Origin of the sequence: Lentilactobacillus dabitei (genome assembly GCF_019061365.1) — a bacterium.
Classification (GTDB): domain Bacteria; phylum Bacillota; class Bacilli; order Lactobacillales; family Lactobacillaceae; genus Lentilactobacillus; species Lentilactobacillus dabitei.
In genome coordinates this window covers 1-14,985 of record NZ_JAHPPD010000068.1, presented here as the reverse complement: position 1 = coordinate 14,985, position 14,985 = coordinate 1, and the positions used below count along the sequence as shown (strand labels likewise).

The 14,985-nt window shown below is 43.2% G+C and carries 10 protein-coding genes; 8 read left to right on the top strand and 2 right to left on the bottom strand.

Annotation, left to right across the window (positions count from 1 at the left end; genetic code table 11):
• Positions 1-279: 279 nt before the first annotated feature.
• Positions 280-1,212 carry a LysR family transcriptional regulator gene (locus KTE19_RS10215; protein WP_217162477.1) on the bottom strand — a complete coding sequence of 311 codons (933 nt, stop codon included), beginning with the start codon at positions 1,210-1,212 and terminating at the stop codon, positions 280-282.
• A 318-nt stretch (positions 1,213-1,530) separates the two neighbouring features.
• Between KTE19_RS10215 and KTE19_RS10210 the strand changes: the two genes are divergently transcribed.
• Positions 1,531-3,843, top strand: coding sequence for a glycoside hydrolase family 65 protein (locus tag KTE19_RS10210; RefSeq protein WP_217342226.1), 2,313 nt, complete (start codon positions 1,531-1,533; stop codon positions 3,841-3,843).
• A 385-nt stretch (positions 3,844-4,228) separates the two neighbouring features.
• The gene (locus KTE19_RS10205) at positions 4,229-4,711 is read left to right on the top strand and encodes an arginine repressor (protein WP_054748966.1); all 483 of its coding nucleotides are present in this window, start codon (positions 4,229-4,231) and stop codon (positions 4,709-4,711) included.
• A 303-nt stretch (positions 4,712-5,014) separates the two neighbouring features.
• Here KTE19_RS10205 and KTE19_RS10200 read toward each other — a convergent pair whose 3' ends face one another.
• Positions 5,015-8,110 (bottom strand): YfhO family protein, encoded by a 3,096-nt coding sequence (locus KTE19_RS10200; RefSeq protein WP_217342225.1) that lies wholly within the window; start codon positions 8,108-8,110, stop codon positions 5,015-5,017.
• On the opposite strand from KTE19_RS10200, the gene KTE19_RS10195 reads away from it, so the two are divergent.
• From KTE19_RS10195 to arcD, 6 genes are all read left to right on the top strand, one after another.
• Entirely contained in the window at positions 8,105-8,299 is a 195-nt protein-coding gene (locus KTE19_RS10195) for a hypothetical protein (protein ID WP_217162471.1), read from the top strand. The genes KTE19_RS10200 and KTE19_RS10195 overlap by 6 nt on opposite strands.
• 267 nt (positions 8,300-8,566) lie before the next feature.
• Positions 8,567-9,802, top strand: coding sequence for an arginine deiminase (arcA, locus tag KTE19_RS10190; protein ID WP_217342224.1), 1,236 nt, complete (start codon positions 8,567-8,569; stop codon positions 9,800-9,802).
• Between the two features lie 286 nt (positions 9,803-10,088).
• On the top strand, positions 10,089-11,120 hold the full coding sequence (gene argF, locus KTE19_RS10185) for an ornithine carbamoyltransferase (protein ID WP_217342223.1): 1,032 nt from the start codon (positions 10,089-10,091) through the stop codon (positions 11,118-11,120).
• Positions 11,121-11,398: 278 nt separating this feature from the next.
• Positions 11,399-12,352 carry a carbamate kinase gene (gene arcC / locus KTE19_RS10180; protein ID WP_217342222.1) on the top strand — a complete coding sequence of 318 codons (954 nt, stop codon included), beginning with the start codon at positions 11,399-11,401 and terminating at the stop codon, positions 12,350-12,352.
• A gap of 126 nt (positions 12,353-12,478) precedes the next feature.
• The gene (locus KTE19_RS10175; protein WP_217342221.1) at positions 12,479-13,180 is read left to right on the top strand and encodes a Crp/Fnr family transcriptional regulator; all 702 of its coding nucleotides are present in this window, start codon (positions 12,479-12,481) and stop codon (positions 13,178-13,180) included.
• Positions 13,181-13,195: 15 nt separating this feature from the next.
• Positions 13,196-14,623, top strand: coding sequence for an arginine-ornithine antiporter (arcD, locus tag KTE19_RS10170; protein WP_217162462.1), 1,428 nt, complete (start codon positions 13,196-13,198; stop codon positions 14,621-14,623).
• The last annotated feature ends 362 nt before the right edge of the window (positions 14,624-14,985 follow it).

Below are 14,985 nucleotides of genomic sequence, written 5' to 3'. Positions count from 1 at the left end.
TTTTTATTCTAACGAGAAACAAAAAATCTGTCATCAGTAATAGATAAAATCTATTACCAACAACAGATATTGTAGAACCAAGAATAATGATCAAATTGCAGCATTCAGTTGCCTTTCTTTAAAATTTGAAAGAATTACAATTTGCCGCTTGTTCCACCTTTGGTAAGCAGTCGGGTCAAGCAACTGGCTAAAGCAAAAGGAGTCATCACCAAACCCTAACTAGGATTTCAGTGATGACTCCTTTTGCTTTAGCCACGTCGAACCGTTACTGCCAGCACACTACCGTTTTGGCGTATACTCGTCTACATACTCAGTAATGATCTCAAGTAGATCAGTCACAGGTTCAGACGTTTGTTTGTTTTTGATATATGAGATACCAAAGTTAGCCGTTAACACGTCGGTTGGGATCTTAACAATATTGATTCCTGCCTTTTGCTCGTCAGTCAACCGTTCTTCGCCCGCAAATGGTTCTGGGGTGACGATGGCGCCAACATGTTCAATTGCTAGGTCGGATGCCAAGTGCAAATCTGGGACCTCAATACTGTATTCTGGCGTGATGCCGACATCATTGTAATAACTATTAACGAGTCGTTGGTAGTTATCTTCTTGTGGTGTACCAATAAACGATTCACCCGATAGTTTGGTGAGATCCAAGTCTTCATATTTGGAATATAATTGACCTGGGATAAATAGTTTAGAGGTCTTTGGAATAATCAACACAAGGGGCAAACGAGCAGCTGGCTGATAATCAACTTTGTGACTCTGCAAAGCATGGCCGACAAAGAAGTCAAGTGTTCCTGATAACAGGCGCTTTTCAGCGTCTCTGCTAGTCATCCGGGTGATTTGAGCATGAATATTTGGATACTTATTGTAGAAGCGAACTAGAATCGGTTTGTACAAGTCATTGGTAACGACTTCATTAGAAGCAATGGTTAGATGACCATATTTGAACTGGGACAAATGGGTCATTTCCCGATCAAGGTTGGATCTGAGTCGATTCTCTTCCTGCAAATAGGCCAGCAGTCGATCCCCAGCATAGGTCAGCTGAATGGGATGGGATGACCGGTCGATTAATTTAACGCCAAAATTGATTTCTGCATTTTTGATAACCCGACTGATGTACGGTTGAGTAACAAATAACGCTTGGGCCGCTTTGGACATATTTCCTTGCGCCTTTATTTCTTCAAGAAACGAAAGTAATTTGCTGTTCATAGTGATATTCTCCTTTGGGACCCCTCATCAAAATGTTATCCGACAACCAGATTATATGATATTCAAGTAATATATGCATGAATTATGACTCGTATGTGTTCGTTTGTTTTCTAAGGCCACTTTCAAGTATACCAATTTACAATTGACCGGTAAAGGGTGTTCATCTTTTCGTGGGTGTATTAATTAATTCTTAAGAATTGTATACCATCTGATCATATTTCTAACATAAAAAATATAAGTGTTTTGATATGCCAAAACGGGACTCAGCAGTCACTAAAATGGTAAAATTATTATAAAGAATCTTCAGGGGAGGATTAAATGAGAATTGAGCAGTCACCAGAATTTCAAATTCATTTACAGAACCTAAAAAATAAAGACCCATTGTTTTTGGAGACCATTTATAACGTCGGCAATGGGCATATTGGTGTCCAGGATTCAAATCCGCTTCAAGGGAACAATCCTGATTACATTGGCTCACCAGGCTTGTTCATCAATGGTTTCTTTGATTACAGTGCCGTTTCATACGGTGAAAAGTATAGTGGTTACCCAGACAATGATCAGGTTATCAACCGGTTATTTGATCCCCGGTTTATTCGTATCAAGGTAGAGGACGAAGACTCTGCCACCGATCATTTCCAAGTCGAAAATATTGATAAAAATTTGGACATGCAGACGGGCCTGGTTCACGAGATGTTTAGCGTAACGACTCCAGAGAACCGTAATTTTAATCTCGTCATTGAGAGTTTTGCAAGCCTAAGTAAACAAAATGTCTATGGGATTAAATACTCAATTATCCCGACGAACTTCGAAGGGGACATTGAAGTCATCAAAATGCACGATTATATTAATCAGGCTACTCATCAGCAATCCGAAGACGTTCGAGTGAATCAGGATGTTGGCCAAATGCAGCTGGATTTCATTCCCGATTATGGCCAGCCGAGTTATTTAGTCACCACTTTTAGAAGTCAGCAGGGAATCATTTTGACATATCAAGCGGGTGAAGCTACCAATGCAAATCCTAAAATTGCGTATTTTGAGGACGAAAATCACCATTACGGGTATCGTAGTCGTTATCATGCCAAGCCAGGAAGCCAAAAAGAATTTGAATTTCTGTTTTCGATCGGCAATATTCATCCCTTAGTCAATGCCAGAATGTATGCAGACCAATACCTCGCATCCCTAGATAATTTTATCCGTAACACGTCATTTAACGCTGAATTGATGGCGTCCGCCCAAGTCTGGCAGACGTTTTGGCTTCATAGTGATGTCAAAATTGACGGGGATCCGGTCATTCAGTCCTGCATCCGGTTTAATTTGTTCGAATTGAACCAGTCGGCAGGTCGAGATGAACTCACCAGTATTCCGGCCAAAGGGCTTACTGGAAATGGCTATGGCGGTCAATTCTTCTGGGATACAGAAATATTCATGCTACCGTTTTTTATCTATACCGAACCCACGATTGCCAAGAAGCTCTTGATGTATCGTTACCATACGCTGCAAATGGCTAAGGAGCAGGCTAGCGACTTTGGCCTTGATAAAGGGGCAATGTATGCCTGGCGGACGATTAATGGGTACGAAGCAAGTGCCTATTGGTTAGCAGGAATGGCCCAGTTCCATATTAATGCTGACATTGCATTTGCCATCGAACAATACTACACGATTACCAACGATGAAGACTTTTTGAAAAATTACGGCTTTGAAATCATTTTGGAAACCGCCCGCTTTTGGATGCAATATGGCAACTTTGCTGAAGTTGATGGTGAACGCCACTTTGTGATTAACCGGGTCACCGGGCCAGATGAATACAGTGCGTTGGTAGATAATAATTATTATACAAACGTTTTGGCCCAGTTTAATCTCCGCTTAGCTGTGAAATACGCGGATAAATTTAGTGATACCGATATTCCGGTTCAACTCAATGTGACGGGTGAAGAGATTGAAGAAATGCAGGAAGCTGCGGACTTGATGTATTTACCTTATGACAAAGAGAAAAATGTCAAGTTACAATTCCAAAATTTTGAGCAGCTACCGAAAATGGACATTGCCAGCATTGACCAAAGCATGTTTCCCTTGCTGCTGCACTATCATCCGTTGATGCTGTATCGTTCACAGGTCAATAAGCAAGCTGACACGATTATGGTTGATTATATGTTTCCACTTGGCAATACCAAGGCACAATTAAAGGCAGATTATGATTTTTACGAGCCGATCACGACTCACGATTCAAGCCTGTCCAAAGCAATTTATTCAATTGTCGCTGCCAGAATTGACCGCGATCAACAGGCTTACGATTTTTTTGCCCAAGCAGTTAAAACCGATCTGGTTGACTTGCATCATAACACGAAAAATGGCATTCATGCCGGTAGTTTAGGGGCCGCTTGGTCTGGAATTGTGTATGGATTTGCTGGCATCGTGAATAACGCTGATCATTTTTCGTTGGAGCCCCATTTACCTGAGGTCTGGAATTGCATCAAATTTAGGCTGCGGTTGCATCACAATGAGTTGTTGTTCACAATCTACCAAGATCAAGTCGAAGTTGAGTTGATGAGTGGTAAGGGGATGGCGCTGTCAGTTTACAATAAGAAGATTAAAGTGACGCCGGAGGATCCGAAGAAAGTGGCACCGTATTAAATAATTGCTTGGGCAATTGATGTGAAATGTGCCGTAGAAGGCGCCTTCTGTTATTCGGGTTCTATGTAAATAATCAAAGGCTGTGTGGGCTCTTGGGCATCATGGTTGAAACGTGGTCTGAAAAGCAGCTTCCTGCCATATAAGTCACAATTCCAAACATTCAAAATCAGAATGTCTGGAATTGTGACTTATATTCTGGAAACTAACCGCTTTTCAGACCACTCTTTTTGAATTTCCAGTCATATTTTTCGAAAAAAGGCGAACTTTGGATTATTATTTGCTATGATAGTGTTATGCAATTCAGTCGATCGTTATTGAATATTTAAGCAAAAAATCTATAATGTCATGATGTAGATGGCATTATTTCGTGAAAGGAAGTTCCCCGATGAAAAAAGAAGCCCGGCAGTCTAAAATCGAACAAATTATTAATCAATACACAATTACAACCCAAGATGAATTGATGGCCAAATTGAAACTATCAGGCATTAATGTCACGCAAGCAACCCTATCTCGCGATATTCGAGAAATGCAAATTGTGAAGCAACCGGATAGTTCAGGCGATTCCAGATACATGATTTTTAAGTCCGGCAATCAAAATGAGTTGGAGAGAATGTACCGCATGATCAACGGAACGGTCACGGATATCCGCCAAATCCAATTTATTAATGTCATTCATACGCAGCCAAGTTATGCCAACCCGTTAGCGGCGGTCATCGACGACCTCCATTTGGATGACGTGGCGGGAACGCTGGCAGGTTACGACACAATCGTGCTGTTCAGCCCATCAGTGGAAGCAGCTAAGAGTATTAATAACCTGTTTACAAAGCATTCAAATCCGGACCTGTTGGTGTCGTCGATTCAAGATTAAGTGTGCGAAGAAAAGCGATTAGGCGTGGTAATATAAGAGCAGTCCCCCCTAAAATCCTGGTTTTTGATTTTAGGGGGGACTGCTCTTATATTGTTAAGCGCCTGCTTTTCGGAGCACCATTAGTCAATAGAGGGGAAAACGACCACTGCGGAAATTTCATATGTGATGATGACCCCTTGTGCATTAGCGTCAGTTGGTTGCAGCAAGATTCCGCCACATAACAGAGCTGTTCACAAAGACCTCCCAACCCAAAACAACCCCACGTCAGCATCAAACCAGCGTGGAGTTATTTAGTTTGAGAATTTACTTAAACTTTCGGTACCCAAAGCGCACGCCAGCTACAATCGCAAATCCAGCTAACCAAAGGAACCCAATTATCGTCAATTTCATTCCCAGTGACAAGCCAGGAGTTGAATACTTCAACTGGATCAGGTGCTTGCCCGCGGGAATCTTGGCGCCCACAAATCCCTTGTTTGCGACAAAAGTCTTGGTTGGGTGATGATCAACTTGGAGTTTCCAACCGGAGGAATAGGGGATGGAAGTGGTCATAATTCTGGCTTGATTTGCGGGGTTGGTTTCTCCGCTGACAGTATTGTTGGTTACCTTTTGGTTTTGCAAACCAGTTCGTTGGAGCCGGTGAATTTGCTGGTCATAAGTTTGATTAAACGGCACGGCCATGATTCGAACTTTCTTGAATCGCAATTGCTTGACCCCGTTGAAGTGAATGGTCATTGATTTGCGAAGTTGATCTGAGTAGCCCAAATTTAAAACTACGTGTTGACGGTCTTCGTAATCGGATAAGTTGTTCATCGGCAGCTGCCTGAAGAAGGTGAAATTCGTCGGTGATTGGACTGAGACTGTGAAACCACCAAGATCAGGGTGTTGGCTGGCGGCTCTCAGCCGATCAATTTTCTGGAGCTTTGAAACTGGCGTCCCGTCGATGATTGAATCGGCTCGGAGGCTATTTAGGCGGCCCATCATTGTGTGGCGGGTTTCGGAAATGCCATCGATGACCAGATAAAGTTCGGTATTTCGATACTTTTCAGGGTTCTTTAACTTGAGTTGATAAGACAAGTGGCGCCCCTGGGCGTCGTTATCCATGACGTGCAGGCCATTGCGGTTCAGATTTTCGTTGCGGGCAATGACCCGTTTGTTCTTGTTGAGGACGTTTTGAAGTGGTTGCCCCTTTGGATTCAAGCCGGTTGCCTTTTCCCAGATAGCCACTTTATTCTTCGGCAGCGTGGTTTTGTATTTAGCAGCTGTTTGTCGGTAGCGACTATTTGGTGATAGTCTCAGTCGGGATAAAACAGCCTTCACAGGGGCTTCAACGATGTGTTGGTCAAATACATTGGCCGTATAGCCAACTTGTTTGACAGTGGCGCGAGGCTTGATTGATTGAATCCCTGTGACCGGCTGATCCACCTGAGTCCCCTGGACGAGTGATTGTTCCCGTTGAATAGGGGTCAGCTGGTTGTAGGTTGTAGATGAAATCGTGTTGTTTTGCATGTAAACCAACGGCAGCGCCAAGTTGCTTTTAAGCAGAACCGTTCCAGAGTGGTTACTTAAACCACTAACCGGTTGTTCTGGGAAATCGACAATTCGACCATTCTTGCGAACAAAATGATAACCGTAAGGAACGGCTTTAGGATTCTTGACAATATCGGTTTTGGCAAACATGTAGCGGACACCCAATTGATTAAGGAGCGTTGTTCGGCCATCGGCTTCCCCAAGAACGGAGTTAACGACTGCCTGTGAATTATCGATTGAGCGACTAAATTTATAAACATAACCATCTTGAATGGAATAATAAGCACCGAGATCATGAGTGCCAAGGACCATGGGAATATTATTGCCGGCAGTCCGATGAGGATAGTAGTTGTGAATCGTCGCGGTTCGATAAAATCCTTGATTGGATTTTAATCCCGTTTGGGCGCCGTCGTAATATTTGTGGAGCCATTGAGAAGCGGTGCCAGTCATCAAGTTCGATTTGATATTTTTACTGTTATTGGGGCTGAACCAGCCTTGCCCATTGCTGACGATGTTAATGAGGACCAGCCCAGTTAAGACGATCCCAACTGTTTTAGCAGAAAGCTTGAGGGAGGACTGACAGGCAAATAACAATAGGAAACAGCTGGCAAAGCCATAAGCCACCAAATCATTTTGCGGCAGCTTGAGCGTGAATCCTTTGGTGATCCAGACTAAGCCAATCAGGATAACCAGTGATGTAATCAGCCATTTCAAATCATTCCGCGTTAATCGGGGGAGCTGGTCGACAAAGATCATCGTTGCCAATCCAAGCGGCAAGACTGCCAAGAACAACCAACGATTGGAAGGCGTTGACAAGCCGTTGGTGGTGGCACTGACTTGGGGAAGTAGGATGCCGATGACGGTCAAAACGATGACAATAGCAAGTGCCCGGTAGTGCTTGAAGTGGCGCAAAATATAGATGGCAGCTAAAAATGTGAGCCCACAAACGTTGAGGACGAGCCAGTAATCTTTGGTCGTCGTGCTGGTAATCAGTTGGTTGGGGAGGGCGAGATAGTACTTAGCCGGGTATAGCAGTAGCCCATTGGCAAATTTTGCGTGATAGGCGATTCGAGTTGATTGAAAGACCGACAGCAGTGTTGGGAAGAGGACGACACCTGCCATCATCAACCCGGTGACAATTGCCTGCGCCAAACAATAGATGATCCTGCCCAGCGGTAATTGTTTGGCATCAACGTGGTACATATGTAAATATCGGGTCAAGAGATAGACAAAAGTGCCAAGTGCCAGCATATAGGCAAAGTAGAAATTGCTGACAAGGGCCAGGGCAACCGCAATTGCCAGCGGCAGCCAATTTTGCCCATGCAATACCTTCTCAACCCCCATTGCCAGTAAGGGGAAGAGCATCATCGGTAGGAGAAAGAATGGGTGGTGCATTGAAACGTAAAAATTGTAGCCAGAAAAAGTATAGATTAATGTTCCGATGAGCTTGCTGTGGCGGCTAAATGAACGCTCATTGGCCCACGCAAGAAAGGCGCAGCCAACACAATAAAGCCGAAGTAAGATGAGGAGCTGATAGCCCAACTCCAACTTGCTGGCAGGAAAGAGGGCAATTAAGTAACTGAAAGGATCGCCCACGATATAAAAGGCGAAGGTGGTCAGTTGATCTGCTCCCGCACCCAGATTCCACGACCAACCGAATAAGGATTGGTGCGCGGTTCCCTGTAAGATCCGCTGAAATTGCGCCAGAATTGGAAAATGTTGGGCAATCCCGTCAACGTTCCAGATCAATGTTCTGCCGGCAAGCCAGGGGATGCTGTAAGTTAATAAGCAAATTGAAACAAATGCAATCGTATAAATCAAAAAAATTGGCAGCTTAAATGTCCGTTTTCTCAAATGAGTACTCGTTTGCATGAAAATGCCTCCCAAATCATTATCTTTATTGTCGGTGTTTACCAGCAATCTGACAAGCCATGGATTAAAACTTTAAGTTTTATCTTACGTAACTTTGTCACAACAAGTGTGAATTATTTGTTGGTAGGTGATGAATATTTTGTGAATGGTAAACATATTTATACCGAACAAATTAGAGAGAATCCTTAATTTGCGGGAGAAACTGATTGTTCACGGCTTTTTTATATTCTAATTAAAACGTTATCTTCTAATCTTATTAATAGACATTGTATAAAAAACCGGTTATTCTTACTCGTGAAGGGATTATTAAATCAAAAAATTAATAATAAATTCTCTTTGCAATTATCGGATTAATTCTGTTAAAAATCTCTCGTTTTCAATGACAGAAATTGTACGATAGCGTTTTCAAAAAAGGCTATGATAGAGTTGTACTTAAAGGAAGAGGAGGTAACAAGAATGACAAGTCCAATTCATGTAACATCTGAAATCGGTAAGCTCAAAACGGTATTACTGAAACGACCTGGTAGGGAAATTGAAAACTTCACCCCAGATATGATGCCACGTTTACTGTTCGATGACATTCCATATTTACCAATTGCACAAAAGGAACATGATTACTTTGCCGACACCCTTCGAGATAACGGGATTGAAGTCCTTTACCTTGAAAAACTGGCAGCTGAAGCATTGGATGCTGGTGGTAACAAAGTTCGTGATGACTTCTTAGAGCAAATGTTAACCGAATCCGGATACGCAACGGGCACGATTCATGATGCCTTGAAAGAATATTTAGACAGCATGAACAACCAAGACATGGTCAATAAGATCATGGAAGGGGTTCGGAAGAACGAAATTGATTTTGTGCCAACAGATTTAGTGAGTGCTGCTGAGACAGAAGACTATGAATTCTACATGGATCCAATGCCTAACCTGTACTTTACCCGTGATCCATCGGCATGTATCGGCGAAGGATTGAGCATCAACCACATGACGTTTGCTGCCCGGCAACGTGAATCTTTGTTTAATGAAATTATTATTGATCACCATCCACGGTTTGCTAACAAGGGCGTTCATGTATGGCGTGATCGAAACCACGATACTCGGATCGAAGGTGGAGACGAATTAGTCTTAAATGACCATGTGATGGCTATTGGCGTTTCCCAACGGACATCTGCTGACGCAATTCAAGATATTGCGAAGAACTTATTTAAGGATGGTCATTTTGACACAGTCATTGCGATTAAGATTCCACATAATCACGCAATGATGCATTTGGACACTGTGTTCACAATGATTAATTATGACCAATTCACGGTTCATCCAGGAATCTTAGGCGAAGGTGGCCACATTGATACTTGGACAATTACGCCAGGTAAAAATGAAGGTGAGCTTCACCTGGAGCACAGGACAGATTTGAAGGCAGTCTTAAAAGATGCATTGAAGCTCGATGATCTGGACTTGATTCCAACCGGTGGTGGCGATCCAATTATTGCCGGCCGTGAGCAATGGAATGACGGTTCAAACACATTGGCAATCGCTCCAGGAGTTGTTGTAACGTATAACAGAAACTATGTATCAAATGATTTGCTAAGAAAACATGGCTTAAAAGTTCTTGAGGTCATCTCAAGTGAGTTGTCAAGAGGCCGTGGGGGCCCACGTTGTATGAGCTGCCCGATCGTTCGGGAAGATATTTAGAGTGCGGAACCAAGCGGTTAGAAACTGGAACATAAGTCTCCTTATTCAGAAATCCTGGTTTGGGGATTTTTGAATAAGGTGCTTATGTGCAAGTTTCTGCTTGGTGGAGCACATTTTCGCTATGTAGCAAGGTGCTTATGTGCAGATTGTTGCTTGTCGGAGCACATTTCCACTATAAGAATTGAGAACGGGTGCTCATGTATCAGAGAACATTCCCTCTGCCATAGGTAGCGGAAGACAAAAATCCACAGTACCCAAAAACATCATTAATCAAGGAGAATCGATTATGACAAAAGACTTCAGACAAAACGTATTTCAAGGCCGCAGTGTATTAGCTGAAAAAGACTTTACTGCCGCAGAACTTGAATATTTAATTGATTTTGGATTACATTTGAAAGCTTTAAAAAAGGCTGGCATCCCTCATCATTACCTTGAAGGTAAGAACATTGCTTTACTGTTCGAAAAATCATCTACTCGGACCCGGTCAGCATTCACGACAGCAGCCATTGATTTAGGTGCTCATCCTGAATACTTGGGTCAAAATGACATTCAGTTAGGCAAGAAGGAATCAACATCAGATACTGCTAAAGTGCTTGGCAGCATGTTTGATGGGATTGAATTCCGTGGCTTCAAGCAAAGTGATGCCGAAATCCTTGCTCGAGACAGTGGTGTGCCAGTTTGGAACGGCTTAACTGACGAATGGCATCCAACTCAAATGTTGGCTGACTTCATGACCGTTAAGGAAAACTTCGGTAAACTACAAGGATTAACCTTAACCTTCATGGGCGATGGTCGAAACAACGTTGCCAACTCACTGTTAGTAACTGGAGCGATCTTAGGGGTGAACATCCATATTGTTTCACCTAAAGAATTGTTCCCAACTGATGAAATTCAAAACATTGCCAAAGGCTTTGCTGAAAAATCAGGTGCCAAGCTGTTGATTACCGATGACCTTGATGAAGGTATGAAGGGCTCAAATATCGTTTATACCGACGTTTGGGTATCAATGGGTGAAAGCAACTGGGAAGAACGAGTTAAGTTGTTAACACCATATCAAGTTAACATGGCAGCCTTGAAGAAGACTGGCACTCCTGATGACCAATTGATTTTCATGCACTGCTTGCCTGCATTCCACAATACCGAAACCGCTTATGGTAAGGAAATTGAAGAAAAGTATGGCATCACTGAAATGGAAGTTACGGATGAAGTGTTCACCAGCAAGTATGCCCGTCAATTTGAGGAAGCTGAGAACAGAATGCACTCAATTAAGGCGATGATGGCGGCAACACTTGGAAACTTGTTTATTCCAAAGGTGTAGTGTGCGGAGCAAAGCGGTTAGAAACCGGAGCCTAAGTTTTCCCAACCAAAAATCCTGGTCTTGGATTTTTGGTTGGGAAGGCTTAGGTGCAGGTTTCTGCTTTGTGGAGCACGATTCGTCTATGTAACATAAGTGCTTATGTGCATGTTGCTTAACGGATCGATCCTCTCCAACGCAACTAACCACTAAGAAAACTAACTTGAACAACTCTAGGGACTGGCAGCAAAACATTTGTTTTGTCCCAGTCCCTTTATTTTAAACAAAGAAGGAGAATTATTATGGGACGGAAAATAGTAGTCGCTTTGGGCGGCAATGCAATCCTATCCAAAGATGCTTCCGCCACAGCGCAACAACAAGCTTTGCGAGAAACAGCGGAGCAATTAGTTAAATTTGTTGAAAATGGCGATCAATTAATCATTTCTCATGGGAACGGTCCTCAAGTTGGAAACTTGTTGTTACAACAGGCTGGTGGCAGCACCAAGGACAATCCTGAGATGCCTCTTGATACTTGTGTGGCGATGACTCAAGGTAGTATCGGCTACTGGATGCAGAATGCCATGAATCAAGTGATCAAAGAAAGGAGCCTGAACAAAATGGTTGCCACAATTGTGACGCAAGTTGAAGTCAGTGCCGATGATCCCGCATTCAAAAATCCAACAAAACCAATTGGACCCTTTATGAACAAGGATGAGGCCGATTTGGCAAAGAAACAGAATCCTGATTTTACGTTTGTCGAAGATTCTGGCCGTGGCTATCGTCGGGTCGTACCGTCACCAAAGCCAATCGGTGTAGTTGAGACGGCCGCAGTTAATACATTAGTGGATGCCGGCATCGTGCCAATCTCAGTTGGTGGTGGTGGAATCCCTGTTGTAACTAACGGTAACCAGTTGGTCGGAAAAGAAGCAGTGATCGATAAAGACTTTGCGAGTGAAAAATTGGCCGAGTTGGTGGGTGCTGATGCCTTGATCATTTTGACTGCCGTTAACAATATTTTCGTTAACTTTAACAAGCCAAATCAGAAAAAGCTTGAGGAAGTGACGGTTTCTGAACTCGAAAAGTTTATCGATGAAAAGCAATTTGCCCCAGGTAGCATGCTGCCAAAAGTCCAAGCAGCAATGGACTTTGTCAATGCAACCGGTAATGAAGCGGTTGTGACGGCGCTAGATAACATTGAGGGCTTCATCGAAAATGGCAGCGGCACGATTATCAAGCCGGCAGCTTCAAGAGTTTAAATGTAATTCCAGATAAAATACCATTAATTTGTCGATTAATGGTCCAATTAATGTACACCCCATTTAAATGCGTTACACTTTTACTGAAGGGACAACTATGTAATCGTTTTAATGAGGAGATTAATCATGATCATGAAAGATAAGAGTGCTTATCAGCGCTATGCGGATAATTTGCGAACCCATCCCGAGTTTGGCCCGCTGGATGATGCCGATATCCAAAAGGTGATTTCGTCGATGAAAATTAAAACATATCACCGCGGTCAAATCCTGTTTGATCAGGGTGATTCACGGGATAATTTCTACTATTTGATTGACGGTGTTGTTAAATCGTTTCACTGGGACGAAGACGGCGAAGAACAATTGTATTTATACGTTCGCCAAAACAAAGCATTCCCGTATATCGGTTTATTTGATGACGCTAATTATGCTTACACGGTTGAGAGCATGACAGAAGTGAAATTGGCTGAGATCCCAATGAACTTGTATGAAGAAGTTTTACGCAGTACTCCTGAGTTAATGGTGAACGCCATTCGCGAGATGAGCCGGATTATCAATATGGCCGAAACGCAGTTGCAGAAGATGGTCACGACGAGTGCCAAATACCGAGTTTGGAACGCAATCTGGTTTTTAGGCCAGCAGATAGGAGATGATCAAGAAGATGGTTCGATCTTGGTCCCTTACCCAATGACGTTGGTGGAGTTATCCAAGGTGAGCGGAACGACCCGCGAAACCACCAGTGCGATGGTCCAACAGCTGGTTAAGGAAAACAAGGTTCGATACAATCGAAAATATTTCAAGATTTTAGTTAGAGACGAAACATCTACCTAAAAGGAGTGAATCAATATGAAAGAGAAAGACGGTAAGTTAGGCTTAATGGAACTCATTGGCCTCGTTGTCGGATCAATCATCGGCGGTGGTGTATTCAACTTGATGCACGACATGGCCGTTGGTGCTGGTCCTGGTGCGATCATTATTGGCTGGATCATTACCGCAATTGGAATGGTCATGTTGGCGATGACCTTCCAGAACTTGATCATGAAGCGTCCGGATTTGGATGCCGGGATTTACAGCTACGCGGAAGCCGGCTTTGGTAAGTACATGGGCTTTAACTCTGCTTGGGGTTATTGGCTGTCCGCATGGCTTGGCAACGTTGGTTATGCGACCCTATTGATGAGTGCGGTCGCTTACTTCCTACCAGTCTTTGGTGATGGACAAAACATTTGGTCGATCATTGCGGCATCGTTTATCTTGTGGGCCTGCCACTTTATGATCCTTCGTGGGGTTGAGTCTGCATCATTTGTCAACGTTGTGATTACTGTTGCTAAATTGATTCCAATTTTCTTATTTATCATTATCGTTTTATTCGCATTTAAGCTGAACATGTTTACAGGCAATTTCTGGTTCACCCCATCTGGTAAATTCCAGTTTGCGGATGTTATGGCGCAGGCAAAAAGCACCATGCTGGTAACCGTATGGGTATTTATCGGAATTGAAGGCGCGGTTGTCTTTTCTGGCCGGGCTCGTAAACGTTCAGATGTTGGTAAAGCAACGGTTCTTGGAATTATTACTGTTATTCTGATTTATATGTTAATTACGTTGCTGTCATTTGGTGTTATGAGCCGAGCAGGCTTGTCACACTTAACCCAACCAGCAATGGCTGACTTGTTGGAAAGCATCGTCGGTAAATGGGGCTCAGCCGTTGTTAATCTGGGGTTGATTATCTCAGTTGTCGGTGCTTGGCTGTCATGGACCATGTTTGCTGGTCAATTGCCATATGAAGCCGCCAAAGAGGGCTCCTTCCCGAAGATATTCGCCAAGGAAAACAAGAATGGGGCGCCAATTACCTCATTGACTGTCACAAATGTGTTGGTTGAATTGTTCATGTTTACGTATTTGATTACGGTGCAGGCTTATAACTTCTTCTATTCAATCGCCAGTGCCGCAATTCTAATTCCGTACGCATTCTCAGCATTCTATCAACTGAAGTACTCGGTCCAAAGTGATCATGGCAAGGGCCGAACTGGCAACATTATTATTGGAATTATCTCAAGTATTTACGCCTGCTGGTTGTTGTTCGCGGCAGGAGCCAATTTCTTATTGCTGATGTCATTATTGTTCGCTGCAGGGATTCCAGTGTTCTGGATCTTACAGAAGCGAGACAATCATGCAAAGAAAGTATTTGGCCCAATTGAAATGACGCTTGCAATCGTGATTGTGATTGCTGCCATCTATACAATTTATGGTTTGGTAGTGGGAAAGATTACATTTTAGTGAGCGACGAGCAACGGTTTGATGTGGTTGAATAAGCCCCATCTGGTTAAAGCCTGCTTTTGGCTTTAACCAGATGGGGCTTATTCATTGAGCGTCAGTTGCGTCGGAGCGGTCCTTCGCTGAATGTAGAATCGAAGATTCCACAAAAGCAAACTCAAAGTTTGCATTTGCATTTGGGCTTTAGCCAGATGGGGCTTATTCATTGAGCGTCAGTTGCTAAAAAGTGAGTGGAGCAAAGCGGTTAATAACCGAAACATAAGTCGCCCTATTCAGAAATCCCGGGTTGAAGTGCAACAGAAAAGTTAGACAAGTTTAGATATTGATTTAAGCTACCATGGCTTGATTCCTGTATTCTACAGGGG